Raw genomic sequence first — 26,932 nt, forward strand, 5'->3', positions numbered from 1 at the left:
AAGCATGGGTCAGGACAAAAACTTTCGGTCCCTTGCCCCTCCGGCCGATATGCTGTTGAATCGTCGACCGATTGTGGTTGGTCGCTGGACGAATAGCCGATGGTATTTCAACGGTTGGACTATTCCACATCATCCACTATACCCGCTGGGTTTGAGACGGATATCGAACGCTTGCCCGGTCTCCAGCTGCTGACTGACAGCAGCGATTCCACTCCCGAACACCTTCCCGGGAGATTCCGGGCTGAGAACGAACACAGCAATAATGACAACGATAATCGACGGTAACGAGATCGGTGACCAGATCACAGAGGGCGTGGCAGCGTGTGCTGACACGCTCGTCAGCGAGGGCGTCACACCGGGGCTGGCGACTGTGCTGATGAGCGACGACGGCGCGAGTGAGACGTACGTCTCGATGAAACAACAGGCCTGCGAGGAAATCGGCATCGAGGGGTTCCATCACGAAATCGGCCCGGCCGAACCGGCTGAGACACTGTTTGCGACTATCGACGAACTGAACGCGGACCCGGCTGTTCACGGAATCCTCGTCCAGATGCCGGTCCCCGACCACGTGCACAAGCGTGACGTGCTGGAGCGCATCGACCCGATGAAAGATGTCGACGGGTTCCACCCCGAAAATGTCGGCCGGCTCGTCGCAGGGAACGCACGATACAAGCCTTGCACGCCCCACGGAATACAGAAAATACTGGCCGAAACTGGCGTTGAGACGGCGGGGAAAGACGCTGTCGTCGTCGGCCGCTCAGACATCGTCGGCAAACCGATGGCGAACCTGCTCATCCAGTACGGACCGGGCGGCAACGCGACGACGACCGTGTGTCACTCACGGACCGACGCTCTCGCCGAAAAGACTCGCAACGCCGACATCGTGATCGCCGCCGCCGGCGTTCCAGAAATGATAGACGGAGCGATGCTCTCGGAGGGCACGACAGTCATCGATGTCGGTATCAATCGGGTTGATGCTGACACGGACAAGGGATACAAACTTGTCGGGGACGTAGACTTCGAGAGCGCCAAAGCGAAGGCGGACGCCATCACGCCGGTCCCCGGTGGGGTCGGCCCGCTCACCATTGCGATGTTGATGTACAATACAGTGAAAGCAGCTAGCCTCCAGTCCGGCGTCGATATTACACTCCCGTAGGACAGATGTCCATCTACAGGGTGTCCGCGTGGGCTGTTACACTGTCTCGACTTCGCCACATTCCGGGCACGTAATCAGGAGTTCACCGGCCGGGCTCTGCCCTCCTTCGATGGCGTTGTGGCCACTGGCACACTGTTCGTGCATGTACACTTCGTGGCTGTCGTGCTCACGCAGCCAGATATGGCCTTCTTCGGGTGCTGATACGATGCCATGACAGAAGTAGCACTCGCCGTCCATACAGAGTCGATGATAAGCCAGTATCAAATAGTTACCTCTCAGTCTGGGATTCTGGTTAGTTCTGGTGTTACTGCGCAAGCGAGAACACAACATGTATGAGAAAAGATAGCTCTTGTTTCAAGATTAAGGTGGTTCAGGGCAACAACTCGATATGGACTACTGTTACACGGGCGACGCGCACGAGAAACTGTTCGCAGCGTATCGGGCAGATGAAGACCCGTTCCCGACCCAGACACAGATGGAGTTCCCGCGACGGGAACACCGAAGGCCGGAAGTCGACATCCTCAAACGACTATTCTTCCCGACCTGCTGGAACGCCGCTGAACTGGTCCGGGACGAACTCGCCGTTCTGGACCGACTCGACACCCTGGGCGGTCTCTTCTTTGCCGGTATCAGACCGTACTCCGGATCGGACCCCGCTGAAACAGTCGATGCCGTCATCGAGCAACTCCCGGCGGTTCGCAGGCGACTCAAAAAAGACGTCGAGGCCGCGTTCAAAGGCGACCCGGCGGCGAAGACGTACATGGAGATAATCCGGTCCTATCCGGGCTTCATGGCGATACTCGTACAACGGGTCGCACATACTCTCTACGAGGCCGAGGCCTCCGAGTACGCTCGCGAACTCACCGAATACGCCAAGACTGAGACCGGCATCGACATCCACCCCGGCGCCGAGATCGGCGATCACTTCTTCATCGATCACGGAACCGGCGTCGTTATCGGTGAAACCACCACCGTGGGGGAGTGGGTCCGCCTCTATCAGGACGTGACGCTTGGCGCACTCCACTTCGAAGCAGACGAGAGCGACGAACACAGATTAAAGAAGGGATACAAACGACACCCGGACATCGGCGACCACGTCGTCATCGGGGCTGGCACGAAAGTACTGGGCGCTATTACTGTTGGTGACCACGTCAGCATCGGGGCGAACTCCTGGGTCACTGACGACGTTCCGGACGAGACGAAAGTGTATGTCACAGACCACCCGACGCAGGAACGGAAACGAACAAAGTAAACTGCAACTGTTACGGCGTGGTTTCCGAGACTGCGGTGATACTACGAATCGGTCCGACAAACGCTTCTGAAATGCGTATCCGGCCCGAGCAACGCTCATACTGCTGTTGTCAGTCCAGTCGCGGGGCGTATAGATTAGAATAACAACTGTACCAGCATTAGGTTCTGTTTCAATCGCTCTCCCCGGAGCCCTAATCGTCGCCGGGAACGAACTCAGCGACGCCGCTCAGGTTTTGTGACCAGACGCCCTCACCACGGTCGAGTCCGTCGTTCCACTTCCCCACAACGGTCGAAACCGCGAGGTCGCCGGTGACGTTGTTCATCGTCGCAATCCGCCCCAGGATTGGGTCCACGCCGGCGACGAACCCAACGACCTCCAGCGGGAGGCCAACCTGTGTGAGAATTACAGTGAGCATGACAATGCCTGCTCCCGGAACGCCAGCGGTTCCGATACTGATGAGGACAGCCACTATCAAGACAAAGACCTGTTCAGTAAGTACCAGTGGCTGTCCGACGACGTTTGCAGCGAACATCACGGTGATTGCCTGTCGGATGGCGGCCCCATCCATATTCGCCGTTGCACCGACTGGAAGCGTAAACGAATACACCCGCTCGGCGATCTGCAGGTCTTCGTCCGCATTACGCATCGTGACAGGGAGCGTTCCACTCGACGACCGAGTTGCGAATGCGGTCACCATCGCGTCTCTTGCCCCGCTGAGGAACGCGATCGGGGAGACATCTGCGACCACGCCCATCAAGAAAACGAGATAGGTGAAGCCGATATGAATGACGATTGCGATTGTGACTGCCAACACGAGCTCGCCCAGCGAAGAAAACAGGCCGATGCCTTCAGTGCCGATTCCGGACGCCATCAGCGCGAATACGCCGAGTACGCCGAATTCGAGCACCCCTCGAACGATGACGAACATCGCTTCAGCACCCACTTCAAAGGCCTCGAACACTGAATCGACACGCTCTGCGAGCGCGTCTTGCTGGGAGCGGACGTACGTCAGCGCGATTCCGAACACGATGACGAAGAAAACCGTCGCCAGCAAATTCCCCTCTGCGAGCGCCGCAACGGGATTGTTCGGCACGATACCGAGAATCACATCCAACAGTGACGGCGGCGCTTTCGATTGCGCTTCACCGCCGCCGAACTCGACCCCACGGCCCGGCTGAAGCACGTTTGCAACCGCAAGGCCAATGATGCCTGCGAGGGTCGTCGTCAGGGCGTAGAGCGCGACTGTCGCACCACCAATCTTCCCAAGTTTCGCGGGGGAGAGCTGGCGAATGCCGGTCAGCAGTGTGAAGACGATAATCGGGATGACCAGCATATTGAGCAGCCGCAGGAAGAGGTCGCCCACTGGTCTGACTACGGCCATCTGTTCCCCGAACGCGATACCGGCACCTGTTCCCACCACGAAAGCGACGAAGATGCGCCAGATGAGCGGGATGGATCGATACCGGCTCCACAGTGTCCGAGCGGATCGTATCATATCATACGGCAACGGGCGATCTTATAAAAACCCGTCAGCATCGCCAGTATGTGCAACCGGCTATGATGCGGTCTTCGCTTAGAACATTCCGTTTACAGGCATGTTTATCGGCAAACGGCAAGTGCTACTGCTGAATCGCTGAAAAGATAGCAGAATACCGATTGTAGTTCGCTTGTTTTCAGAAGTGCGACGCCGCTGCCACTCCTGTCTGACGGCCATACTTACCGTTTTCCGCTTCGCTGTCGATTTTCTCGATCCAGCAGTATGGCCCAGTCAGTGCTGTTCAGCAGACTGGTCTCGGTCAGTCGGCCGGTCGACTGGTTTTCGGCTCGACGACCCGACGAAGCTCCGCTCGCAACGCCGTCCACTTTGCCGCAATGAATCCCATGAGGATGCACGCAAATCCGCCGACGGTAGCGAGCGTGACCTGCTGGTCGAGCACGATCCAGCCGGCAAGCGCAGCAAACAGCGGAATGACGTATTCGATGAAACTCATCTCGATAGGACCCAGCTGGTCGAGTAAGCGGAAGTACAGCAGGAAGCCACCGATGCCAGCGACAACAGCCAAATACAACAGCGCTGCGAATGCGGACGGCGTCCACGATGCGTCTGCAAACGACTGCCCGGGAAGCGCGAGCACGGTGACATGGAGGACAACGGCCCCGATAGCCATCAACCACGCCTGCGTGGCCAGAAATGACATCGACGGGCTGGTGTCGTGCGTGACGACGGCCGGGATGGCAAACGCCAGCGCCGACGCGAACACGAGTGCGATTCCGATAGTGCTGCTGAGAAGATTCGCCGGGTCAGGGTCAGCGATGACGATGACGCCGACGAACCCAAGTACTACGCCGACACCGGTATTTGCGGTGAACGTGTCATCGCTGGACGCGAGCTTCGTCAACGCGGGGGTCACGACGGGAACGAGGCCGAGCAGCACGGCAGCGACAGCCCCGGTGACGTACTGTTGCCCGGTAAACAGGAATACGTGATGTATTCCGATCATAAGTGTTCCGCCAGCGAGGACGTACACGTAGTCGTCGCGGGTCTGTGGCCGTTCGAGGGACCCTGTGACAGCCAACGCGGCAAACAGGAGAACGGAGGCGATGTCGAAGCGTGCGGCAGCGAAGGGTACCGGCGGCAGGTCGGCGAGGCCGACGTCTGTCGCCATGAAGGCGGTGCCCCAGATCGCAGCCAGAAGGAGAAAGCAACCGGTCGTTCGATAGCGACTCATTCGACTGTCGGTCACCACCCGACGGTAAAAGGACCGTCGAAACCCGTTCCAAATTGCTAGATGTTGGCACTGCGACAGCGAACACCTGACGCGATGTTACTGGTTGGGTGGCATCTGCCCGGAGCCGGCTGATTGAGTCACGTCCCACAGTGAGTAACGTCGACAGCGGTCCGATTTTACGCCGAACCCGATTTGTTCTTTTGAATGAGGCTCTGGCTGTGTACTATGCCCTATGGAACGGCATACTGCAGCTGTAGAATCAAATATTGTAAAATCAAATCCAGAATATGCATATTTGAAGATAAACACCTCTCACAGGAGGGTATAAGCCTACGCGCTAGGAATATGCCTCTGTGCCGTATTCATATCCGAGTCTTCGATGACTGTATCCGCTGCGTCGATTGCTGTTTCGGGAACGCGTTCGTCGGGGTCGAACAACACCGCGGTATCTGCCTCGACGAATGCCTCAGTATCGGTGTGGGAATCGCCGATATAGGTGATCGACGTGGGTTTTTGCTTGGTTCGAATCTCTCTCAATAATTCTCCTTTCTGAGTGGGTCCGACACCGACGTCGATACCCGAAATCCGGTTATCCTCGAATCGAAGCCAGTTTCCACGAATAAACGCCGGGTCATATGGTTCGAACCGTGTCGCAAGGTTTGCGACGCCAGCACTGAGGATTCCAAACCCGAAATCCGTTTGCTGGAGGTGTTTGAGGAGGTCGACAGCACCCGCTTTCGGCTTGACTGCCCGGGTCGCGCGCTCGATGTCCGACCTGGTGACATCGTTCGCACGCCACACATCGACCGCTCCTCGACACCACTCTGCAAACGTAATCTCTCCGGCCTCGAACCGGTCCATCAGCGTCTCGGCCTCGGATGTCGTTCCATAGAGGGTGTGTAATAGCTCGAACCCACCGCGCTGCCGAGTGAGCGTCCCATCGAGGTCAAACACTACCAGATGCGACATACTACCGTTCTGCAATAACCTCTATTTCGACGTCGATATCCACTGGCAATTTAACGACCTCCACGGCACTGCGAGCGGGATAGGGTGGTGACATGAGCTCACCGTACACCTCGTTCACCTCGTCGTAGTACCGCATATCCTTCACGAATACCGTCGCTTTCACGACATCGTCGAGCGACGCGCCACCGGCCTGTAGCACCGCCGCGACGTTCTGGAGTGTGCGTCGTGTCTGTTCGCCGGGCGTGCCCTGGATTACCTCGCCAGTGTCCGGGTCGACTGGGCCCTGTCCGGAAACGTAAATGCGGTCGCCGCTAGCGATTCCCTGTGAATACGGGCCGATACTCTCGGGTGCGTCGTCAGTTGTTAGTTCTTCCATGGCTGTTACTTAGCTGTCGGCTGGTCGTCCGCGTCGTAGATCTCATTTATGAATGATGTCGGCAGGCTCGTCGTCAATCCGCCGTCAAGCACCAGATTCTCACCGGTAACGAAACTCGACATCTCGGAGGCGAGGAACAGGCTCGCATCAGCGACCTCCCTCGGTGTGCCGAACCGACCGAGCGGATACTGGTCGAGCCAGCGCTCCCGTGCGCTCGTCTCTCCGGTCCGTTCCTCTGTGTTTGCCATCTCTGCCCGCCTGTTCGCCGTTTCGATGGTCGCCGCTGAAATAACGTTCGAGCGGACCCCGTGCTGGCCGTAATGGGCGGCGATGTTTCGGGAAAGCGCCAGCAGTCCGCTTTTCGCCTCTGAGTAGCCCGAGAGCCCGATACCGAACAGGCCGTTGACCGAGCCCATGTGGATTATCGACCCGCCGCCAGCGGCGACCATCGCCGGCAGTACCGCTTTGCTCAGGATGAACTGGCTCTTCAGGTTCAGGTCGACCATCGACTCGAAGGTCTCCTCGTCACACCGGTGCAACAGATTGGCGGACTCGTCTGCGCCGCCAGCGTTGTTCACAAGAACGCGAACGTCCCCGAATTCCTCGATGGTCGTGTCGACGAGGTCCCGCACTGCCCCCCGGTCTGTGACGTCACACTCGACCGGAACAACGCGGCCCTCGTGTGTGTCGGTGAGGTCCGTTGCAACCGTTTCAACGTCCTCGTAGGTGCGCGAGCAGACGACGACATTGCCACCCGCTTCGGCGAATCGAGCCGCAATCTCGCGCCCGATACCCCGCGACGCGCCGGTCACAATGGCCGGTCGGTCCGCTAGTGATAACTCTACCATGACATGAACCCCCACGTAACCTGTCCTCTTGAATGTTGCTCTTGTCCGCTCATGTAATTCGATACTCCTCGACGGCGGCCATATCCACAGTGATACCGAGGCCAGGACCATCCGGGGCTGGGAGGCAGCCATCGCTGACGCTGAACGGAGCCTTGATGACATCTGCCTCCCAGCCGTAATACGTCGAATCCGGGGGCAGTGAAAAGCCCGGGATACCGGTGAACGCGTGAAGGATCGCCGCAGTCCGAATCCCCAGGTCGAACGCACAGTGGTGCGTGAAGGGGACTCCAGCGTCTTCGAGGATTGCTGCCTGTTGTCGAATCCCGCTGATACCGCCAGCCGGAGTCAGGTCGATAACGCCGACATCCATCGCGCCAGTCTCCACGAGCGACTGCAGATTATGCGAGATATAGGTGTCCTCGTTCGGCGCGATCGGCTGGCGGAGTCGTTGCCGGAGCCGAGCTAGTGACGTGTGTGCATCGACCCGAATCGGTTGTTCCATGTACTGCAGGTAGATTCCCGTATCCTCAAGCATCGCGCCGACTCGAACTGCCTGGTCGAGCGTCCAGCCCTGATTCGGGTCGAGTCGGAACTCCAGTTGCCCGTTGACTTCGTCATGCATCGCTTTGATTCGCTCGACATCCTGTCGCCAGTCCCGCCCCGCCTTTGTTTTGAGAACCGTGAAGCCAGCTTCGAGCGCTTCTCGTGCTTTGATACGGGACTCCTCGGGCGAGAGGATGCCGAGGCAGAACGCGACGGGGACGTCAGCGGGTGCAGGACTGTTGCCGTCGACGCTCTGCCGGTGTTGCTGAGTACCCTGTGTCGGTGCTGTCCACCCCCCGAGCAGTTCATACACCGGTCTATCGAGGGCTTTGCCGACAATGTCCCAGCAGGCTGTTTCGACCGCCGCAAAGAACATATCCACGTTCGTGTACTCGACGAACACCTGTCGACGGAGTCGCTCGATCTCGAACGGCGACTGGCCCTCAATCATCGGTCCGACGCCGTCTTCGATAATCGACTCGGTGGCCGCCGGTGACAGGAAGACACGCATTTCACCCCAGCCGCTAATCCCTTCGTTCGTGTCGACACGGACGAGGACGCGCTCCATCGAGTGTAGTCTCCCGTGATTTGTCACGTACGGCCCGATTCCGAGATGCTCATCCAAGTCGGCCAACGGTACATCTACAGTGACCGCTGACACGCCGGTTATCTCCATGCACTCCAGTCGTTCGGGAACCGATATCAAAGTACCGCTTGCCCCTATCCGCGCGCCGCCTCGACAGCGGTTCCGACCCACTCCAGTGACTGCTCCGGAAGCAGTCCGTAGTTATAGAACGAGAGCCGCGGCACTCCCGTCGAGTCGAGGGTCTCCACGATATCGACCACGGTATCCTCGTCGTCGATGGCCGGGTGGCCCGGCAGGAGACCGACGTGGAGTGGCACGTCATCGATTACTGTCTCAACGGCGTTGTACGCCTCTATGACTGCGTCAGCTGTGGATTCGTAGGCCGGCAGACAGTAGTAATCGACGTGGTTCGAGAGCGCTTGCAGGTCGGCCCCGACGATCCACTCGCGGCCGGGTTCCGGTGCGCCGACGTAGTAGCCAAGCGGTGTCGTTCCCGCGGCGTCAGCCAGCGTGGTGTACAGCGATGCCAGCGTCCGTTCGCGGAGATCGACGTACGCGGCGACGGTGCTGTGGTCCGCGAGCCACTCCTCCGGTGGATGCTCGTGTGACACGTCGCCGGCGACGATATCGTCCAGCGCGTCGGCTACCGTCTCGCGCGCTCGTTCAGTATCGACGCCCTCGGCCGTCGCATTCTCCTGACACTGTGGACAGAAACACAACCCAAGCAGGAACTCGCCGAGTGTGCCCAGTTGCGCGTGGATCTTCTGGTGATGCCAGCCGAAACCCGTTCCGTAGAAGTAATCGAACGTTTCCAGTTCGATACGAGCGAACTCATCGCGGGACGCCAGATCCGAAACCAGCGCCGAGAGATACGTCTGGACCGCGGGCTGGGAGGGACACAGGCCGAAGATCAGGTCGTCACCGTGTGCAGATTCCAGCGTGTATTCGGGGTTGGCCATCCCGAGCCGGGAGTTGTGGCAGCCGACTGTCCAGGAATTGAGCGTCAGGTCAGACAAACCGGCGGCGATGTCCGCAACCCAGTCTCCGTCCATCCCTTCGTACGGAACCGGTTCGAGGTTCTCGTACTCTGAGCCGGGCTCGAAATACGAACTCGCCCGGGCAAACAGCGTCCGCCGCTCCGGACTGTGCGGCGTAAACGCCTGCACCGTGTGATAGTTCGTGGCGAGGTTCAGTTCGTCAATGCCGACGCCGCGCAGTCGTGTTTCCACTTCGGCTGGCCCTTCGTCCAGAAGGTCCCACGGGTAGGCCCACATCGCAAATTCCATACACGGACAACTATCGCGGCGATAATAAAAGTAGAGGCGGTTACTCCTTGACCGCGCCAGCCGTCATGCCAGCCACGATATACTCCTCCAGGAAGGCGAACAGAATCAAGAGCGGGATAATGCCGATGACAGACACAGTGAGCATCATCCGCCAGTCGGTCTGCAGCGCCCCGACCATGGAGAAGACCCCACGTGGGATGTTGTACTTCGCGCTGTCAGTGAGGAAGGTGAGCACGAACAGTAGCCGATTCCACGCATAGAGGAAGGTGTAGGTGACACTGGCGACCAGCGCCGGCTTCGTGAGCGGGAGCACAATCTTCGTCAGGATTTGTACCTGGCTCGCGCCGTCGATACGCGCAGATTCTTCGAGCGCGACGGGTATCGTCTTGAAATACCCGTACAGCATCCAGACGTTGAACGGTAGCGTGAATGCCGCTGCCGGGACGATTACAGCGAGATAGGTGTTGAACAGCCCCATCTGGGTAATAACGTCGAAGAGGCCGACGATCAACACGACCGGTGCGAACATCTGCACGACCAGCACGGAGAGGAGGAAGGTTCGCTTCCCGACGAAGTCGTTCCGGGCACACGAGTACGCGGCCGGTATCGCCAGCAGAAGCGTCAGCACGACCGTCCCCACGGAGATGATGAAGCTATTCCCGACCCAGAGCAACACGTCGGTCTGTGTCCAGACCTGCAGATAGGCCTGGAAGCTGGGATCGCTGGGGACCAGCGTCGCTGGCGCAGCGAATATCTCTGACTCCGGCTTGAGCGTACTCGAGAACATCGCGTAGAACGGCAACATCATGAGTCCGAGCAGTCCGATCAACACGCCGTACAGCCGGACTTTGCGGAGACTGCTCCGGTCGTGGCCTGCCATCGTCATAGCTCGTCACCTCCGCGCGTGTAGATGCGCAGGTAGATAATGGCGAAGACGAACAGGAACAGAAATCCGATGACACTGTAAGCGGCTCCGCGACCGAGGTTCCCGTTCTGGAGGCCTACCTGATAAATGTGGATGACGAGCGTCGCCGTCGAACTGATCGGGCCCCCGCCGGTCATCGTCCAGATGACGTCGAAACTGACGAACGTCCATATCGTCGACAGCAGCGTGGCAATCAGGACGACGCTTTTCAGCTGTGGGAGCGTGATATACCGGAACTGATGCCACTTCTCGGCCCCGTCGATGGCGGCTGCCTCGTACAGCTCCTGCGGTATCGACTGCAGCCCCGCGAGGAAAATAATCGCCATAAACGGCGTCCCGATCCAGATATCAGCCACGACGACGCCGAGCCACGCGATGCTCGGGTTCCCGAGGATACCGATACCCTGTTCGACGACGCCGAGTTTCAGCAAGATCGCGTTGAGGTAGCCAAACTGCGGGTGCTCTATCCACCGGAACACCACGGCAGAGATCGCATAGGGAATGCCCCACGGAATGAGAAACGCCGTTCGGAAGAACTTCCGACCGCGAATGTCGCCCTTGAGGTGAACGGCGATAAGCAGTCCCAGCAGTGTCTTGCCCGCGACGCCGACGACGACCCAGCGCCCGGTCTGCCAGAGCAGGCGGTAGAAGATATCGCTGTTGAATATTTCGACGTAGTGCTGGAGCCCGACGAACGTCTCAATGTTCGAGTCAGCCGGCGACTGGTACAGCGATAGCCGAAACGTCTCGATAATCGGGTACCCCACGACGGCTAGCAGGAACACCGCTGCGGGAGCGATGAGGAGGTACGCGCGGCTGTTGCGCTGAACGTACGCCAACCCTCGTTCGAGCCGTGAGTCATCGGACGCCTCGGTGTATTCCTCTGCCAGACTCATCCCTGTCTGTCACTCCATAGCATCTTCGAGATCACTCTGGGCATCGTTGAGCGCCTTTTGCGGTGACTTCCGATCCGCCAGTGCTTCCTGAATGGCCTGGACCATCCGGTCGTTGAACTCGCTGAAATTACCGAGCTTCGGTCGGGCGCGGGCGTACTGCCCCGCCTCGACGAACGGTCCCCAGTTCTTCGACTCTGAGAAGTACGAGCGCTCGCCAACGGCCTCAACGACGGGAAGGAACCCTTTCTGCTTCGAGTACTGGAACCGCCGCTCCTCGTCGAAATAGAACCGAATCAGGTCCCGGGCGAGGTCCTTGTGCTCGCTCTGACTCAGGACGGCGAGCGTGTCGATAGTGAACAGGCTGTACCGGCCCTCTGGGCCACGCGGCACCTGCACGATACCGTAGTCGAAGTCGACATCACCGTTTTCTTTCGCGGAGGTGATGTTGAGTCCCGTGTACACGTGCCCGATAACCATCCCGAGGTCCCCGTTTTCGAACAGTTGCCGGATGTCCTGCCGAGTCGAGGAAAGCGGTGACGACTGAGTGACGCCGTGTTCGAGGTGGAGGTCGGTGTACAACGAGAGGGCGTCGACAGCGCCGCTTGAGTTTACGACGGGCATTCCGTCGTCGTTCACGAGGTCGGCGCCGTGTGACCAGTGGTAGTGGTAGTACTGCGACCCAGTTTCGATTGCGTCCGCCCCCGCAAGGCCCAGTGCTGGGACGCTCGCATCACTGTCGCGAATCTGCGTTGCGGCATCCAGCATATCCTGCCACGAATCGAGCGACGGGTCTTCGGGGTCGAGCCCAGCCGTCTCGAAGACGTCTTTGTTGTAGTACAGGCACTTGTTCGAGGCGGCCCACGGCACGCCGTAGTGGGAGCCGTTGTACATCGTCCCTTCGGCCACGCCGTCGTAGAACTGCTCACCGAACTCCCCGTCCATCATGTCGTCAAGCGGTTCGAGCGCGTCTTTCCCCACGAGCTGTGGGATCCAGCGCGCCGGCCAGCGACTGACATCGGGCGCTTCGCCGCCGTCGACACGGTTGTTCACGGTTTGCCGCGCGTTGTCCCACGTAACGCTTGTAAATTCCACGTCGACGTCATGCTCGTCCTCGAAGGCCGTGTTGTTCTCCTCGAAGAACTGCTTGATGTTGTCTCCGACGCCCATCGTGAGGAACTGCACGCTCTGCGTGCTGCCGCCGCTGCCGTCACCACCGCTTCCACTGTCACCATCACCGCTGTCACCGCCGCTCCCACCGTCACCGCTACACCCCGCGATGGCGATGGCACCGCCTGCGCCGAGTGCTTGAAGAAGTCGTCGACGGTCGATACTGTCCTCGACAGACCTGTCGTTGTTATCGGGCTGCATCATTAATGTCACCTATTTCCATGTACATAATTCTTTGTGTTGTGTCCATCATTGGTTACGCATTGTGTTCGTGAATCGCCGTCATGAGGGCCGCGAGTTCCTCGCCGATAACTGAGCGGATTCGTTCGCCTGTTTCCGCGCTCGCCTGCTTCGGCGTCCCGATGGCTCCGGATGTGGAATACTCGTCGAACGACCGATAGACGGCGACGGTACCCCCGTCGAGCAGGTCTTGTCCGCCCCATCTGTAGTGTTCGTCCAGCGGCATACCGTCGCGGACCTCCGGGTCGCCCACGAGGTCTGGTCGGAGCGCAAGCATGAGGGATGTCTCGAACTCACCGCCGTGGGCCATTCCCCCCGTCTCGGTCGTCCGGAGTTCCTCGATTCTCTCTGATGCCAGATGGAAGTACGTCGTCCCGAGCACTTCCGCATCAGTATCGACGCCCACGGTACTCACGACGGCATCGATGAGCGGACTGTTCCCGCCGTGACCGTTGACGAACAGCACCGCATCAAATCCGTTCTGGATGCCGGCGTGCGCGATATCCTCAAGTGTCGCCCGCAAGTGCGCAAACTCGAGTGACAGGGTCCCACCGAACGATAGATGATGTGGTGAGAACCCGCTCCAGACTGGCGGTGTCATCACGACAGGAACGTCGTCCAGACGCTCGATGGCAGTGTCGACCATCGCCTCGACCAGAAGTGTGTCGGTGACGACCGGGAGGTGATCCCCGTGCTGTTCGACGCTGCCAACGGGAATAACGAGAACAGACCCCGACTGTTCACCGACTCTGCGGATCTGACTCGCAGTCATTCCGGCCCACTCGCTCTGTTTCCGGCCGATAGTATCGTACAACATATTAGATTGATTCTGTCCGCTGAAGCTGAGTCAGTTCCACTCGTTCGCCATCGGAATCGAACAGATGCATATCCTCTGTATGAAACCCTAACGCGATTTCGTCGCCGCGTTCTGGGCGGTATTCGCTATCGACTCGGGCTACGACTTCTTTCGACCCGCCTTCAGTCTCCAGATAGAGGAAATTGTCAGACCCCATGGGTTCTACGACGTCGACGGCTGTCTCGATGTACGTGCCGGCGTCCTCGGCAACGAAATCTTCGGGGCGGACGCCCAGCGTGTACTCCCCATCCGGAATGTCGACGTCGACTGTGAATTCGACAGCTCCTGAGTGGACCGTCGCGCGCCCGCCGCTGTTCGTCACACTCACTTCGAAGAAGTTCATCGATGGTGAGCCGATAAATCCCGCGACAAACTTGTTGTTGGGCTTATCGTAGCAGCGTTCCGGCGGCGCAACCTGCTGGAGCTCACCCTGATTGAGAATCACGATCCGGTCGGCCATCGTCATCGCTTCCGTCTGATCGTGCGTGACGTAAATCGTCGTCACGTCCAGCTCTTCCTGGATTCGCTGGATCTCGGTGCGCATCTGGGTCCGGAGCTTCGCGTCGAGATTCGACAGCGGTTCGTCCATCAGAAACACCTCCGGGTCCCGGACGATAGCCCGCCCGAGCGCGACACGTTGTTGCTGGCCACCCGAGAGTTGCTTCGGTAAATCGTTCATGAGGTCCGATATTTCCAGCAGTTCGGCGGCCTCGGTCACGCGCTGTTCGATCTGATCATCGTATTCACCCGACAGTCGTAGCCCGAAGGACATGTTCTCACGCACGGTCATGTGCGGGTACAGCGCGTAACTCTGGAACACCATCGCAATGTTCCGGTCCTGTGGACGAACGTCGTTGACTACGTCCCCGCCGATAGCAATCTCACCATCGGTGACCGTTTCGAGCCCCGCAATCATCCGAAGCGTGGTCGACTTCCCACAGCCGGACGGCCCGACAACGACGATAAACTCCCCGTCCTCCACGGTCAGAGAAAGATCCTCGACTGCAAGGACGTCGTCGTCGTATACCTTGCTGACGCTTGATAGTGTAACTTCGCTCATACCGAGTAACATAAGCATCGCAATCATCATTAATAAATGTTGGTAGTACCGGCAGGGGCAGGCAGACCAATCACATCGAAACCTGGCGAGCACTGTGGAGTACTATCCGGTATGACTGCGTAGCTAGCGGTTTTGAGTCATGCTGCAAATGGATACTCGGTAGTGCGACCTCGTACCGTAACGCGGAACACGGAGTAGAGAGCTACTCCGTCGGAGCAAATGGGACCTCGGAGCGCTGCCACTCTCTTTCAATGAGATTGAAAACTACCTGTTGTGCTCGCCAGGAGCAGGCTGGTGTGATAAACCAACGCCAGAGACCCTGTAACTTTGAAATCGGGTGCTGGATATCACAACCGTTGTGGTCGTGTGGTATGTTGCCATTCTTCGCAATGGGAGAAATTGTAGAAAATAACATCCGTACCCTTGTTAGACTGGATCGCTTCGGGGTGCAGTACTGGCTTCCAACACCATTGGAAATATTTTGCCGCTCGGCGGAACCTATTTTATTCTGCAGAAAAAAGCGCATCTATGCCTTCACAGAACAATAAAACAATCAGCGCGGTTGAGACGACGCTGGACATCCTCGGTGCTCTCGGAAAACTTGAACCGGTCGGTCTCTCCGATCTGGCGTCTCACCTCGATATCCCCACGAGCACTGTCTTCATTCATCTCAACACATTAGTTCAACGCGATTACGTCGTTAAGGAGTCCGGGCAGTATCGTCGGTCGTTCCGCTTTCTGGAGCTCGGTGGCAGTGTTCGGCAGCGGCTGGATATTGGTCGGCTGCTCCGTAATAAAGTCGAAGAACTCAGCAGAGAAACGGGTGAGATTGCTGGTGCCGGCATCGAGGAGAACGGCCAGCGGGTCATCCTCTACAGGAGTTCTGGCGGAAAGGCTGCGGGCGACGAAATCCCTATCGGGAACCACACAGAGATGCACTGGACATCGCTGGGCAAAGCCATTCTGGCGCATCTTCCGGTGGACAAACGAAACGAAATCGTTGCCGAACATGGGCTTCCGAGGGGGACTGATAACACGCTATCATCCCGGTCAGAGCTTGAAGCGGCGCTTGAGCAAATCCGCGACCAGGGCTATGCGATAGACGACGAGGAGCATCTCCGAGGTGTTCGAGGTGTCGCTGTACCAATATTCAACGACGAACAGGATGTTATGGTGTCCCTCGGTATTACTGGTCCCAGAGATAGATTCACGTCCAGATATATGGCAAACCTGCTGGAAATACTCAGATATACGAAAAACGAGATCGAAGTTCGAAGTCAATACTACGAGTACAGTACGATAGACAGATAGCCCGGAATACAATACTGCCTCGTTCAGTGATACAAACAAATACTTGGTAGCGATGCCCCCTCGGCGGCAACTTTATTCCTAAACCCGGCATAATAGATGCCTTCTCTGGTTTAATTCCTGAGTTCGCCCCAAAACCAATCGAAACTTCTCCAGATAATATTTCTCTCTCGAACTAAATGTGGGCAAATAACATAAATTACCACCGTGTGTACGCTGGCGGTATGCGGACCGTAGACTCATAATCCGCCGCGTTAGGTAACACTGCCTTGTCTCGATTAGTTCAAGTCGTATAGTTCAATACGCCCGTTCTCTCATCCGCACATAGTGAGTCTTCGTTGGTACTGCTCCTTCAGAGCAGGTCTTCCCGTGTTGCCCGAGAATCGCCTGCTAACTGTTCGCTATTCGAATTGCCCCGACTTTTTCACTGCCAGTTCCGATACCGATACTACACCGCGATGACCAAACGCGCTCTGCCGATAGCATGACACCACAGGCGACTGACTCCGATATGTCGGATCCCACTGCTGAGACAGCCGTCCGAACAGCCAACTCGACGTGGTGGCTTGTGGCAGGTGCGAGCCTGATTTCGATGGGATTGGCCGCATACGAGATCGTCCCTGCAAGCGTCACGCCGCTCATTCAGGAATCACTGCGGGTCGGACCGACAGCCGCTGGACTCCTCGTCGGAGTCATGTTCGGAACCGCCGTCGTCGTCAGCCTTCCTGCCGGTGCTGTACTGGATCGGACCGATTCGAGAACCGCGATGGCCATTGCGGTAGGCATGTTGGTCATCGCCGGGCTGTGGGGATGGCGAGCCGGCCGGCGCGGCCAGTACGAGTCAATCCTCGCATCCCGTGCACTGGGCGGAGCCGCCTACGTCGTCGTCTGGAACGCCGGTATCGACATGGTGAGCCGGACTGTCGAGGACTCTCACCGCGCGACAGCAGTCGGCATCTTCACCGCCAGCGGCCCGGTTGGCTTCGCACTCGGACAGGGAACTGGGCCGCTCATCGCCCAGCGGTTCGGCTGGCCGACTGTCCTTCTGGCCTTCATTGGCCCTGCAATCGCCGGCCTGGCCGTCTTCTGGCCAGCGAGTCGCGGGCACGGCGGAAGTCGGGGTGATGCCCCGTCTCTGCGAGAATTCGGGGCAGTGTTGCGGAGCCCGAGTGTCTGGCTCGTCGGGGCTCTCGGCTTCCTCGGTTACGCGCTATACCTGTTTGTGAACAGCTGGGGCTCGTCGTATCTCACGCAAGAACTAAACTTCTCGCTGGCCGTGAGTGGGCTCGTTGTTGCCGTGTTCCCCGCTGTGGGGGTGCTCTCTCGAATCAGCGGTGGACTCATATCGGATCGGGTCTTCGATGGCAAGCGGCGACCGGTTGTGCTGTGCTCGTTCGGCCTTGCTGCGCCGCTGCTCCTCGGGTTCACGCAGCTTCGCTCGCTGGCGTTGCTTGTCACCGTCCTTCTGTTGATCGGCTTTGCGGTCCAACTGACGCTTGGCCTCTCGTTTACGTACGTCCGAGAGGTCGTTGACCTGCGGGTCGCTGCAACGACGGTCGCATTCCAGACGAGTATCGGCCTCGCGGGTGCGTTCGTTGCACCGATTGCCGGCGGCGCCGTGGTGAACAGAGCCGGATTTGCGTCGGCGTTTTTACTGGCTGGCGTGGTCGCTGTCGCCGGTATCATCGTTGCATGGCAGGCCCCGGAGCCCGGACGCCAGTAGGCTACGACTTGATGCACTCCGCCGTTCGCGGCCCGCGTTCCGGGCTGTCGGCTCAATTGATTTGTCACTGGAAGACACATCACAGACGAATGCCATCTGAGTCTTTCACACTTGCGGCCGCACAGGTAGAGCCCGTCTACCATGATAAGGCTGGAACGCTGGACAAGACGTGTCGGTATATCGAGCAGGCGGGTCGGGACGGTGCAGACATCGTCGTTTTTCCGGAGACGTACTTCCCAGGGTATCCATACTGGCGGGGCAGTGTTTCCATCCCCAGATGGACTGACCTGATGGTGGACCTCCAGAAGAATAGCCTCCACGTCGACGACGAGGCGATTGATATCCTCGGTGAGACCGTCGCGGAAGCCGACCTCACGCTCGTGCTGGGGACGAACGAAATCAGCGACCGGCAGGGGAGCGAGACGCTCTACAATTCGCTGTTTTACTTCGACAGTACCGGGGAGCTGGTGGGTCGCCACCGGAAACTCATGCCGACCCACGAGGAGCGTGCCATCTGGGGCCGTGGCGATCCGTCGTGTCTGGCTACGTACGAAACAGCTGTCGGCCGACTCGGTGGGCTCATCTGCTATGAGAACCACATGACACTCTCGAAGGCGGCGCTAACCGCGATGGGTGAGGAGATACACGCCGCCGTCTGGCCCGGCTTCTGGGAACAGCACGGGCATCCGGGGGACAAGACCCGAGCGGAGACGAGCGACGCTGTGGATACCTGTGATATCTATCCCGCCATGCGTGAGTATGCCTTCGAAACCCAGTCGTTCGTCGCCGCGTGTTCGGCGTACATGAGCGACGCCGTGCCGGACGGGTTCTCGGCGGAGGAACTCGGATTCAACGTCGCTGCGGGCGGGAGTATGCTTATCAACCCGGCTGGTATTGTCAAAGCCGGCCCGCTGGTCGGTGAGGAGGGGCTTCTGACTGCCGAGTTCCGGGACGACGAACGACGGGCGACGAAAGCATACTTCGATGCGATGGGTCACTACACCCGATGGGACGCAGTCAGCTTGTCCATCAGTGATAAAACGCTAACGCCGTCACAGCCTCGGGAATCCGGCACGGAGGCAGTCGCTGGGGACGGTTCGCTCTCGGCAGCCCAGGCACAAGCGGTAGCCGACGAGTACGACGTTCCCATCGGAGTTGTCGAAGCGGTCGCCGACGAACTGGCAGACTAAGTAGTCGTAGCTGGTTCTTTTTCGGATAGAATGCAAACCGGTGGGTTGGGGAATTACTTATTGTAACTGTCCGGAATCAACACGACACCGTGGAAATCAAAGAGGTCGGAAACGACCGACTCGATGCGCCCGAAGTTCGGTGGCAGTGCGACTGCCGGCAGATAGAAATCGTCGGTGGAGAACTTGCTGTTCTCTGTTGTCCTGTTTTGTTGGGTGCTCATTTCAATATACTATATTGGCCACAACATCCTAAGGCCCCTGGTGGATAATCACGGGCATTTATTACGGACGGTTTAACATGATTATTAATACATATTGTCAGTAGAGCGGCTGTCGCTGCATTGAGTAAATCTGTGCCACACAGTTTTCGACCAGTTTCCGTCCGGTCTGTTCCCAGGACAGGTTCCATGTCCGTTCTCAACGGTGAAAACGCACTACTCAGCCCGGCCTGTCCTCGCTCGGAGTACAGTCAGATTTATATTTTTGCCCTCGTGTGTGCACCTGTGTATGTAAACATTGACGTAGAGACCCAGCATATACACAGTAACTCACCGATGCTGCTGTTCAGCCGTCCAGCTCGTATTGATCTTTGACGCCTCGAGAGCAGTCCCGTCCCACACAATGTCGATAACGACCAAAATACACATCGAACACGAACGCCTCGCGCTGGTTCCGACCTTACAGAACCTTGGAGAGATAACCATCCGCGTTATTACACAGGGGAACACCGACCCGGGATCCACTGTGTTTCCGTTCCTTATCGAGTATCACGACAGGGAACGACTCGAGGAGATGCTCGATGCCGACCCGACAGTCCAGAGTTACGATCTTGTCGACTGGACCGACCAGACTGGTATATACTACATCGAACACACTCCTGAAACGAAACTCATCAGCTCCGTTGTTACCGATGTCAACGGTTTTCTCGTTCATACAGAGACGAAGGGCAACGGGTGGCTCGTCCGACTCCTGCTCCCGGACCGCGACGCGCTCAATACGATCTGGGAATATGCAAACGAGAACGATATCTCACTCGATATAATCGAAATATACGGAAACACGGACACCGGAGGCGAGTCGTCGTACGGACTGACTGACGAACAGCGGACCGCCCTGACAACTGCGTACGAAAACGGCTATTTCGGAGAGCCCAGAGATATCTCGCTGAACGAAGTCGCCGACGAAATCGGACTATCCTCGACAGCGATGAGCGGCAGACTCCGCCGTGGGATGCGGAACCTCATTGCGGCGACGTTAATAGACCGAGAGAAGTGAGTTCGAAAGTCGGAGATCAGTGGGTGCTCGGAAAGGGCTTCCCGCGGCTTTGCCAGTAGCAACTTCTGCTGTTCATATCGACTCACATCTGAAAGTAAATCCGACAGTTTCTATCTAAAAACAGCAAAAAGACATCTATCTGGCGAATATTAGATCCCTTTAGCTGTTAGAAGCTACTTCGATTGCCTGCTCGAATCTTTTTGCCGATAGACTGGCCGTAACGCTGTCGCATCTTTGTTGTATCCCAACCACACGCTCAACGCTGTCGCGGCGAAGACGAGATACACGGGGAACAGGAGAACGAGCACGTATCCAGCAAACAGCGGCGTCAGAACGTCTAGCCAGTACAGGGTCGCGATTCCGGCGAGCCCACCGACAGCGCTCGCAACGATTCCCAGGCGAAACGCCTGAGCAGCGGCGGGTCCGGGCGACAGGTGAATCGTATCCATGCAACACTTTATATGGCTGACCCCCATAAGTGGCGCGCGAGATGCGCTATCACGGTCCGGGCTAGCACTGCTGTGACAGCATCTTACTGGTCACAAACGGTGGAAGTACGATACTCAAGACCTGGTAGAATTCTTGCACCTGTGTCTCCAACTCGGGCAGCGAAACTGATGCGTGAGTTCCGAGCGGTGACCTCACTCATCGACCGGGACGGACTTATTCCTAGGAGCCCGACAAAGTGGTATGTATGAAAGTCTCGTTGATCGCTGCCGTCGCAGCTAACGGCGTGATCGGCGCTGGCGGCGACATTCCGTGGCAGTATCCCGAAGACCTGGCACACTTCAAGCAGACAACAGTCGGTCATCCCGTGATTATGGGGCGGCGAACCTTCGAGAGTATTCAGCGTGACCTTGGTGGCCCGCTGCCGAAGCGACTGAACATCGTCTTGACTACGACACCGAATCGCCTTCCGGACAGTGTTACGGCCGTTACCTCGACGACGTCGGCGTTGTCAGCAGCGGCCGATAGTGGTGCATCTACGACGTACGTCATCGGCGGGGCGACAGTGTACGAACAGTTTCTCCAACGGGCTGACGAGCTAGTTCTGACGGAAGTATCAGCCCCTTTCGATGGCGATGTCGTCTTTCCGACAGTCGACCGGTCGTGCTGGACTGAGACCGACCGAACGACACACAGCGAGTTCGCTATCGTGAGCTACACTCGAACAAGCAGTTGCTCGGAATGATCTCTGTCTGAGCAGTCACAACGACTGCGCTGTGCCGGGCGTTTCGTCCCGTACTTTCCAGCCTCAGCCGTATTATACGGTTTCGTGCTCAGGAGGTGTAAAACAACGGCTCAGAGCATCGTCGCTGCCAGTCAACTCTACCCCGTATATAAATCCCAGAAGCAAGTAACAGTATCTTTTATTAGCATTTCACATCTTCTTTCAGAGGCATGACCGGTAACGAGGAACATCCTAACCATCCCAGTGTCGACCAGTCAGACCGGACCGTCCCACGTAACCTCCGCCAGACTGGTGACCCCAACATCGAGATGTTAGTGTCGACGCGCGTTCGAAAGTCTCCGTTCTTCCACAAGTCATTCAATGAGGAGGGTGCCTGGCGGGCAACCGTCTACAACCGTCTCTATCACCCGCGCGGCCTCATCGAACCCGAAGATGGCGGTGTGATGAAGGAGTACGACGCACTGACCAACACCGTCACCCTCTGGGACGTTGCCGTAGAGCGCCAGATTCGTGTCAAAGGGCCTGACGCCGAAGCGCTAACGAACTACGTCGTCACACGCGACGTGACAGGTATGGACGCCATGGACGGGAAGTACGTCATCCTCTGTAACGAGGACGGTGGCGTCCTGAACGACCCCGTCCTCCTGCGTCCCGAGGAAGACGAGTTCTGGTTCTCCATCTCGGACTCGACGCTGATGCAGTGGCTCCAAGGTGTCAACGTCGACAACGATTTCGACGTCGAAATCGACGAGATCGACGTCGCACCGATGCAGATACAGGGTCCGAAAGCGCTTGACGTGATGGTCGATGTCGTCGGCGACGAGGTCAAAGATGTCCCGTACTACGGCCTGATGGACGGCGAAATCAACGGGGCCGACGTGCTCATCAGCCAGACCGGCTTCTCCGGTGAGAAAGGGTTCGAGATTTACGTCCGAAACGCCCACGAGGACGCTGAGAAGGTATGGGACCCAGTTATGGAGTCCGTCAAAGACCACGGTGGTCGCCAGATCGCGCCGGGACACCACCGCCGGATTGCCGCCGGTATCATGTCCTGGGGTCAGGACCTCGACCACGAGACCTCCCCGTTCCAGGTCAATCTGGGCTATCACGTCCCTGACGACAAGGAGGCTGACTACATCGGGAAAGAGGTGCTCGAAGAGCAGAAAGAACAGATCGAGAACGGTAACTACCCGTTCCAGCACAAGCTTATCGGCCTGAAGATTGCCGGTGAGCCGATCCGCGACTACGCCCCCGACTTCTGGCTTATCTCTGATCCGGACACGGGCGAGGAGTGTGGCTACCTCACGTCCCCGTGGTGGAACCCGGACCTCGAAACCAACATCGGGATGGGGTTCGTCCCGGCCGAGAAGATTCAGGAAGTCACAGATACGCCGCTCAACGACGAGATTTACGACGAGGAACTGGACTTAGAGTTCCAGGTTCATCTCCCAGACGAGTACGCAGAGGAACCCGGCGAACCGGTGTTCGCCACCGCCGCGAAGGTGCCGTTCAAGGAGTCGGTCAATCCCAGCGCCCGTGAGCAGGCGAAGCTCAACGCCCGCAAAGAAGCCGAAAGCGACGACTAACTCCCGGACTCCGCCTGTCCCGGCAGCCAGCGCACTTCGCTGTCGTCCGCCGATTTTATTCTTTGACTGCCGTCCCGGTGCTCACTGAAACTGTCGTAGCGCTACGCTGCTTTGACACGTCACTCAGTCCTGCTTTGCTGTCGCTGGACAGATGTGTCTGCTGAATATCCACGTCGCCTCTCGTTGTACTGCGGTGTGGTTATCGGGACACACCACTATCCGCTGTCAGAGACTACAATACGGTCGGAAACAGGTGGTTGTCGGGAGGCCGTCCGAGTCCGGGCAATCAGTCGGGGTCAGGAATCGAGACGCTTGTGCCGCCATTTCTCCGTGTCGGGCGTCTGATTGAAAGTGTAGATGTGGATGCCCCGGATGTTGTAGTCGTTGTCTCCGACGTATGGCGCGAGGCCGTCGATGAGTTCGTCTGGTTCGTAGGTCCCGCGAGAACCGACCAGTTGCTTGACGAATCCGAGAATGCCTGTGGTCTTTCTGAGGAATTTGATCGAGTCACCGACACCGACTTTCTGGGAGATCTGCATCAGTCGCTGGTAGTTCATTACCCCCGGGATGCCGACTTCGACCGGGAGTTCGATACCGCGAGCACGGATCTCTTCGACCCACTCCAACACAGCATCCGGGTCGTAGCAGAGTTGCGTGACGATGTACGTTGCGTACGGTGCTTTCCGTGCCATCGACTCCGCCAGCGTCTCGTCGTCGATGAAGTCGTGCCCCTCGGGGTAGCCCGTGATGCCCACCTCCTCGAAGTCGTACTCGGTGTCCGCGAGCGCTTCGAGCAGGTCGAGCGCCGACTCGAACTCGCCGGCCGGTTCTTCGCGGTCACCGCCAGGGACGAAAATGTCCGTGATGCCTGCCTGGTCCAGTCGCCCGGCTATTGCTTCGAGTTGCGCCCGGTCTTCCACGTAGCGGGCTGCGACGTGCGGCACGACATCGTACCCCATTGCAGCGGCTTGCTCCGTCTTTTCGACGGTCTTCTCGATACCGAGCTGTGGCGAGGTCGTAATTGCGATGGTCGCGTCGTCGGGAAGGTGGGTGATTTCCTCGTCGAAGCTTTCGAACGGCATCAGTTCGAATCGGGCGCTCGTCAGCAGCGTCTGGACACCCTGACTGTTTGAGACTGCGTGAGTTCCGAGGGCCATGTGTTGCCATATATAACACATACCCGTACTTTTCTCTGTGGGTGGGGCATCGAACCCATTTATAAGAAACCGCGGTCATCACGCACTATGTGGCGCACACTGCCGGATTCGACTCGCCACTCTGCTGTAGGAGACAGTATGCTCCGGTTCGTCTGCCAGTCGGCACAGGACGAGGTCTAACAGATTGAGCTCCTCAAGCAGGTCCCGGGCCTGGCTGCGGTCAAGCCCCAGACATCGCTGCACCTCATACACCGTGTCTGACTCGACGACCGCGTCCGCGACGTCTCGCAACTGGACCTCAGCCGGGAGTCCGATCCCGTCGGTGACCAGTTGTTCGTCGGGAAGTTCTCCGACTGACTCGTCGGCGGGACCGGATGACTCAGCCGAGACAGGCTTGACCACAGTGACCTGTTCTTCCTCATCCGTAGCTCCGGACTGAGTCGCGTCCTCGTCCGAGGCACCTGATTCGGTCGACGGGTCTTCCTCGTCGTCACTGGAGGTGTCGTACGTGTTCGGGACGTGGATATCCGCTTCTATCATGTACCGTCGGACTGTCTCGGAGGACACGTCCATCTGTATTTTGTCGGCGATTTCTCTGAAGTTGTCGCATCCGTCGTACAGTGCTTGCAGGTAGTCGGTGTCCTCGTACGGTGGCACGGAGTCGTCGCGGACGGCGGCGTATGGGTCGGGTTCAGAGTCGGTGTCGTGACCCGACTGCGCGTCCGCCGTAGACGCGTCGCCTGCCAGTGAGTTTTCCTGTGACCCGCTTTCTCCGTCGCTGGTAGACTCTGCAGCCGAGACGGCCGACCCATCGACCGGGTCATCGTCACCCTCGACGGTCCCGGCCGAACGTGGTGTGGTGGTCGCTGTGTCGCTGGAGCCTGCCCGGTCAGGCCCGCAGTCGGCGCTGGCTGCCCCCTCTGGTGCATCCGTGGCGTCGATTGTTAGATGCACCGTCAGGAGCAGGCCATCGTTGGTGACCGTCGCCGAAGCGTCGCATATCGACAGTGAGACACCGGAAGTCGACGGGAGTTCGGCAGCCGGTGGGGAGAACGTGACCTCGAGGTCACCACTCTCGGTCAACCTCGCAGTCTCCGGCGTGAGACTCTCGTCAGCGCCGCCACCGGAACGCAACGAGACCGGCATTGCCACCGTCACATCGAGGACTGCACCACCGATGTCGGCAGGCGATGCTTCGACGGTCTTGATGGACCGACCGCGGGATTCGTACGCATCGATAACCTCCGCGAGCGCCGTGAAAGCGGTGTGGAGTCCCATGTCATTGAGTGACTATGACACGTTATGGTGTAGAGATGGGTGTGGAATACCGAACCCATTTATAAACTCCCACAGAACTACGGCTACCACCACATCTCTGAAACAGAACTCGTCGGTGCGCCCTCGTGGTGAGCCGGTTATCCCGGTATCGCGATACCCGCGAGACGCTCCCCCTTCACGACGACGGACTCCCTGGCAATCGAGAATATCACTCCTCGTTCTGTCGCTGGAACGACCTGTTGTTGCTCGAAGGAGGCTGGTTCGTATACAGTTCCCAGTCGCTCCCCGGCGTCGACAGTGTCGCCGACGGTGATGTCTGGCCGGGATTCGAACAGCCCCGATTCCGACGCGGTGACCGGCTCCGCATCGTTTCGGAGTACCGTTTGTGACGGTTTCGACTCGGGTTCTTCAGGGAGAACGCCACGCTCGCGTAGAAGATTCTGTATCCCGTCGACACCCGCTGCAACCGCGTCCTGTACAATCCGACGACTGTTCGACAGTTCTGCAGTGATAACTGGAATCCCGGCTGCTGCAGTCGCAGCCCGGAACGTCCTTCCGGACTTGTCGTCGTCTGTGTCATCGGGTACGTCGGTGAGCCTGTAGGACGTACCGAACGCTTCGGCGAGGCGCTCGGCGGCCGGGTCGCCCGCCCGGCATCTGACGTGTTCCAGCATATCTGCCGTGCCTGTGTGGAGGTCGACTGCCGCGTCGGCGCCTTTGACGAGTTCCCACAGTCGGGCGGCGAACTGCTCCTGTAAGCTCCCGCACTCGTCGCCCGGCCACACGCGGTTCAGGTTCGGGTTCATCACGTCGTACTCACCGGGGGTCATGTATGACCGGTGGTCGAACGCAAGCTGGTTCACCACTGGGACGACAAGCACCCTCCCAGCGATGGCCACGTCAGTCAGGCGGTCGTGGAGCCGTCGCAACGCGGCTGGACCGTTGAGTTCGATGCCGTGTTGCGCCGCCTGAATATACACAGTCGGTCCGGAACCGCCGACGTACCGGTGGACAGTCACAGACACGTCTCGCCCTGACGGCAATCGTCCGAGCTGTCGGTCAGTCGTCGTGTGCGTGACGGGCGCGTAGTCCATACCAAGGGCCGGCGGTGCGCGGACAAAAACGCTGGGAGTGGGCGCTGCACCGGGCCGATAGCGCGGTCCTGTGGTTCTCTTTCAGGACAGAAGCGCTGGCTGATACGCTGCCGTCGATGGGGTGAACGCACCGCTGGGGACACTCTGCTGGATTATGAATACATAACGTGACAGTACAATCTGTCTGTCGGACGCGACTTGGAGTTTCTGAACGACGGCGACAATCACCACAGGGGGCCC

At 58.5% G+C, this 26,932-nt stretch carries 25 protein-coding genes; 8 read left to right on the forward strand and 17 right to left on the reverse strand.

Annotated elements, in window-relative coordinates:
• Positions 1-262: 262 nt before the first annotated feature.
• On the forward strand, positions 263-1,156 hold the full coding sequence (locus BVU17_16640; protein ID AUG49204.1) for a bifunctional 5,10-methylene-tetrahydrofolate dehydrogenase/5,10-methylene-tetrahydrofolate cyclohydrolase: 894 nt from the start codon (positions 263-265) through the stop codon (positions 1,154-1,156).
• A gap of 36 nt (positions 1,157-1,192) precedes the next feature.
• On the opposite strand, the gene BVU17_16645 is transcribed toward BVU17_16640, so the two are convergent.
• Complete coding sequence (locus BVU17_16645; GenBank protein ID AUG49205.1) at positions 1,193-1,393, reverse strand: hypothetical protein; 201 nt, start codon at positions 1,391-1,393, stop codon at positions 1,193-1,195.
• 151 nt (positions 1,394-1,544) lie between these two features.
• On the opposite strand from BVU17_16645, the gene BVU17_16650 reads away from it, so the two are divergent.
• Complete coding sequence (locus BVU17_16650) at positions 1,545-2,408, forward strand: serine acetyltransferase (protein ID AUG49206.1); 864 nt, start codon at positions 1,545-1,547, stop codon at positions 2,406-2,408.
• A 190-nt stretch (positions 2,409-2,598) separates the two neighbouring features.
• Here BVU17_16650 and BVU17_16655 read toward each other — a convergent pair whose 3' ends face one another.
• The 12 genes from BVU17_16655 to BVU17_16710 form a co-directional block, all read right to left on the reverse strand.
• The gene (locus tag BVU17_16655; protein AUG49207.1) at positions 2,599-3,903 is read right to left on the reverse strand and encodes a dicarboxylate/amino acid:cation symporter; all 1,305 of its coding nucleotides are present in this window, start codon (positions 3,901-3,903) and stop codon (positions 2,599-2,601) included.
• A gap of 301 nt (positions 3,904-4,204) precedes the next feature.
• Entirely contained in the window at positions 4,205-5,137 is a 933-nt protein-coding gene (locus BVU17_16660) for an EamA family transporter (GenBank protein AUG49208.1), read from the reverse strand.
• 330 nt (positions 5,138-5,467) lie between these two features.
• Positions 5,468-6,106: a phosphoserine phosphatase gene (locus tag BVU17_16665; protein ID AUG49209.1), complete on the reverse strand. Its 639-nt coding sequence runs from the start codon at positions 6,104-6,106 to the stop codon at positions 5,468-5,470.
• A gap of 1 nt (position 6,107) precedes the next feature.
• A complete protein-coding gene (locus tag BVU17_16670) occupies positions 6,108-6,482 on the reverse strand; it encodes a reactive intermediate/imine deaminase (protein ID AUG49210.1) in 375 nt (124 codons plus the stop codon).
• Between the two features lie 5 nt (positions 6,483-6,487).
• Positions 6,488-7,330, reverse strand: a complete 843-nt coding sequence (locus tag BVU17_16675; GenBank protein AUG49211.1) for a 3-oxoacyl-ACP reductase — start codon at positions 7,328-7,330, stop codon at positions 6,488-6,490.
• Positions 7,331-7,379: 49 nt separating this feature from the next.
• Positions 7,380-8,549, reverse strand: coding sequence for an N-acylamino acid racemase (locus BVU17_16680; GenBank protein AUG49212.1), 1,170 nt, complete (start codon positions 8,547-8,549; stop codon positions 7,380-7,382).
• A gap of 44 nt (positions 8,550-8,593) precedes the next feature.
• Entirely contained in the window at positions 8,594-9,745 is a 1,152-nt protein-coding gene (locus BVU17_16685; protein AUG49213.1) for a hypothetical protein, read from the reverse strand.
• A gap of 40 nt (positions 9,746-9,785) precedes the next feature.
• Complete coding sequence (locus BVU17_16690; GenBank protein AUG49214.1) at positions 9,786-10,631, reverse strand: ABC transporter permease; 846 nt, start codon at positions 10,629-10,631, stop codon at positions 9,786-9,788.
• Positions 10,628-11,566 carry a sugar ABC transporter permease gene (locus BVU17_16695; GenBank protein AUG49215.1) on the reverse strand — a complete coding sequence of 313 codons (939 nt, stop codon included), beginning with the start codon at positions 11,564-11,566 and terminating at the stop codon, positions 10,628-10,630. The genes BVU17_16690 and BVU17_16695 overlap by 4 nt, the downstream gene beginning before the upstream one ends.
• A gap of 9 nt (positions 11,567-11,575) precedes the next feature.
• Positions 11,576-12,934: an ABC transporter substrate-binding protein gene (locus tag BVU17_16700; GenBank protein AUG49216.1), complete on the reverse strand. Its 1,359-nt coding sequence runs from the start codon at positions 12,932-12,934 to the stop codon at positions 11,576-11,578.
• 55 nt (positions 12,935-12,989) lie between these two features.
• Positions 12,990-13,790: a creatinine amidohydrolase gene (locus BVU17_16705; protein AUG49217.1), complete on the reverse strand. Its 801-nt coding sequence runs from the start codon at positions 13,788-13,790 to the stop codon at positions 12,990-12,992.
• A gap of 1 nt (position 13,791) precedes the next feature.
• Complete coding sequence (locus BVU17_16710; protein AUG49370.1) at positions 13,792-14,889, reverse strand: sugar ABC transporter ATP-binding protein; 1,098 nt, start codon at positions 14,887-14,889, stop codon at positions 13,792-13,794.
• A gap of 528 nt (positions 14,890-15,417) precedes the next feature.
• Between BVU17_16710 and BVU17_16715 the strand changes: the two genes are divergently transcribed.
• From BVU17_16715 to BVU17_16730, 4 genes are all read left to right on the forward strand, one after another.
• Positions 15,418-16,200: a transcriptional regulator gene (locus tag BVU17_16715; GenBank protein AUG49218.1), complete on the forward strand. Its 783-nt coding sequence runs from the start codon at positions 15,418-15,420 to the stop codon at positions 16,198-16,200.
• A gap of 481 nt (positions 16,201-16,681) precedes the next feature.
• Complete coding sequence (locus BVU17_16720; GenBank protein ID AUG49219.1) at positions 16,682-17,920, forward strand: MFS transporter; 1,239 nt, start codon at positions 16,682-16,684, stop codon at positions 17,918-17,920.
• A gap of 89 nt (positions 17,921-18,009) precedes the next feature.
• Positions 18,010-19,110, forward strand: a complete 1,101-nt coding sequence (locus BVU17_16725; GenBank protein AUG49220.1) for a nitrilase — start codon at positions 18,010-18,012, stop codon at positions 19,108-19,110.
• Between the two features lie 621 nt (positions 19,111-19,731).
• On the forward strand, positions 19,732-20,385 hold the full coding sequence (locus tag BVU17_16730; protein AUG49221.1) for a DNA-binding protein: 654 nt from the start codon (positions 19,732-19,734) through the stop codon (positions 20,383-20,385).
• Positions 20,386-20,558: 173 nt separating this feature from the next.
• On the opposite strand, the gene BVU17_16735 is transcribed toward BVU17_16730, so the two are convergent.
• Entirely contained in the window at positions 20,559-20,834 is a 276-nt protein-coding gene (locus BVU17_16735) for a hypothetical protein (protein ID AUG49222.1), read from the reverse strand.
• A 245-nt stretch (positions 20,835-21,079) separates the two neighbouring features.
• Here BVU17_16735 and BVU17_16740 point away from each other — a divergent pair, with 245 nt between their 5' ends.
• Complete coding sequence (locus tag BVU17_16740) at positions 21,080-21,577, forward strand: dihydrofolate reductase (GenBank protein AUG49223.1); 498 nt, start codon at positions 21,080-21,082, stop codon at positions 21,575-21,577.
• Positions 21,578-21,786: 209 nt separating this feature from the next.
• Complete coding sequence (locus BVU17_16745) at positions 21,787-23,163, forward strand: glycine cleavage system protein T (GenBank protein AUG49224.1); 1,377 nt, start codon at positions 21,787-21,789, stop codon at positions 23,161-23,163.
• A gap of 296 nt (positions 23,164-23,459) precedes the next feature.
• On the opposite strand, the gene BVU17_16750 is transcribed toward BVU17_16745, so the two are convergent.
• The 3 genes from BVU17_16750 to BVU17_16760 all read right to left on the reverse strand — a co-directional run bounded on the left by BVU17_16750 (position 23,460) and on the right by BVU17_16760 (position 26,692).
• Positions 23,460-24,320 (reverse strand): methylenetetrahydrofolate reductase, encoded by an 861-nt coding sequence (locus tag BVU17_16750; protein AUG49225.1) that lies wholly within the window; start codon positions 24,318-24,320, stop codon positions 23,460-23,462.
• Positions 24,321-24,398: 78 nt separating this feature from the next.
• Positions 24,399-25,598 carry a hypothetical protein gene (locus tag BVU17_16755; GenBank protein ID AUG49226.1) on the reverse strand — a complete coding sequence of 400 codons (1,200 nt, stop codon included), beginning with the start codon at positions 25,596-25,598 and terminating at the stop codon, positions 24,399-24,401.
• A gap of 137 nt (positions 25,599-25,735) precedes the next feature.
• Complete coding sequence (locus BVU17_16760; protein AUG49227.1) at positions 25,736-26,692, reverse strand: serine protease; 957 nt, start codon at positions 26,690-26,692, stop codon at positions 25,736-25,738.
• Positions 26,693-26,932: the final 240 nt, after the last annotated feature.

Origin of the sequence: Haloarcula taiwanensis, assembly GCA_002844335.1 — an archaeon.
GTDB lineage: Archaea > Halobacteriota > Halobacteria > Halobacteriales > Haloarculaceae > Haloarcula > Haloarcula taiwanensis.

Excerpts from the sequence above, each read along its gene's own strand:
- BVU17_16665 (AUG49209.1), bottom strand. The coding sequence starts at position 6,106 with ATGTCGCATCTGGTAGTGTTTGACCTCGATGGGACGCTCACTCGGCAG.
- BVU17_16670 (AUG49210.1), bottom strand. The coding sequence starts at position 6,482 with ATGGAAGAACTAACAACTGACGACGCACCCGAGAGTATCGGCCCGTAT.
- BVU17_16655 (AUG49207.1), bottom strand. The coding sequence starts at position 3,903 with ATGATACGATCCGCTCGGACACTGTGGAGCCGGTATCGATCCATCCCG.
- BVU17_16695 (AUG49215.1), bottom strand. The coding sequence starts at position 11,566 with ATGAGTCTGGCAGAGGAATACACCGAGGCGTCCGATGACTCACGGCTC.
- BVU17_16675 (AUG49211.1), bottom strand. The coding sequence starts at position 7,330 with ATGGTAGAGTTATCACTAGCGGACCGACCGGCCATTGTGACCGGCGCG.
- BVU17_16715 (AUG49218.1), top strand. The coding sequence starts at position 15,418 with ATGCCTTCACAGAACAATAAAACAATCAGCGCGGTTGAGACGACGCTG.
- BVU17_16700 (AUG49216.1), bottom strand. The coding sequence starts at position 12,934 with ATGCAGCCCGATAACAACGACAGGTCTGTCGAGGACAGTATCGACCGT.
- BVU17_16710 (AUG49370.1), bottom strand. The coding sequence starts at position 14,889 with ATGAGCGAAGTTACACTATCAAGCGTCAGCAAGGTATACGACGACGAC.
- BVU17_16760 (AUG49227.1), bottom strand. The coding sequence starts at position 26,692 with ATGGACTACGCGCCCGTCACGCACACGACGACTGACCGACAGCTCGGA.
- BVU17_16725 (AUG49220.1), top strand. The coding sequence starts at position 18,010 with ATGCCATCTGAGTCTTTCACACTTGCGGCCGCACAGGTAGAGCCCGTC.
- BVU17_16735 (AUG49222.1), bottom strand. The coding sequence starts at position 20,834 with ATGGATACGATTCACCTGTCGCCCGGACCCGCCGCTGCTCAGGCGTTT.
- BVU17_16720 (AUG49219.1), top strand. The coding sequence starts at position 16,682 with ATGACACCACAGGCGACTGACTCCGATATGTCGGATCCCACTGCTGAG.
- BVU17_16685 (AUG49213.1), bottom strand. The coding sequence starts at position 9,745 with ATGGAATTTGCGATGTGGGCCTACCCGTGGGACCTTCTGGACGAAGGG.
- BVU17_16640 (AUG49204.1), top strand. The coding sequence starts at position 263 with ATGACAACGATAATCGACGGTAACGAGATCGGTGACCAGATCACAGAG.
- BVU17_16680 (AUG49212.1), bottom strand. The coding sequence starts at position 8,549 with ATGGAGATAACCGGCGTGTCAGCGGTCACTGTAGATGTACCGTTGGCC.
- BVU17_16740 (AUG49223.1), top strand. The coding sequence starts at position 21,080 with ATGAAAGTCTCGTTGATCGCTGCCGTCGCAGCTAACGGCGTGATCGGC.
- BVU17_16650 (AUG49206.1), top strand. The coding sequence starts at position 1,545 with ATGGACTACTGTTACACGGGCGACGCGCACGAGAAACTGTTCGCAGCG.
- BVU17_16750 (AUG49225.1), bottom strand. The coding sequence starts at position 24,320 with ATGGCCCTCGGAACTCACGCAGTCTCAAACAGTCAGGGTGTCCAGACG.
- BVU17_16755 (AUG49226.1), bottom strand. The coding sequence starts at position 25,598 with ATGGGACTCCACACCGCTTTCACGGCGCTCGCGGAGGTTATCGATGCG.
- BVU17_16690 (AUG49214.1), bottom strand. The coding sequence starts at position 10,631 with ATGACGATGGCAGGCCACGACCGGAGCAGTCTCCGCAAAGTCCGGCTG.
- BVU17_16730 (AUG49221.1), top strand. The coding sequence starts at position 19,732 with ATGTCGATAACGACCAAAATACACATCGAACACGAACGCCTCGCGCTG.
- BVU17_16645 (AUG49205.1), bottom strand. The coding sequence starts at position 1,393 with ATGGACGGCGAGTGCTACTTCTGTCATGGCATCGTATCAGCACCCGAA.
- BVU17_16705 (AUG49217.1), bottom strand. The coding sequence starts at position 13,790 with ATGTTGTACGATACTATCGGCCGGAAACAGAGCGAGTGGGCCGGAATG.
- BVU17_16745 (AUG49224.1), top strand. The coding sequence starts at position 21,787 with ATGACCGGTAACGAGGAACATCCTAACCATCCCAGTGTCGACCAGTCA.
- BVU17_16660 (AUG49208.1), bottom strand. The coding sequence starts at position 5,137 with ATGAGTCGCTATCGAACGACCGGTTGCTTTCTCCTTCTGGCTGCGATC.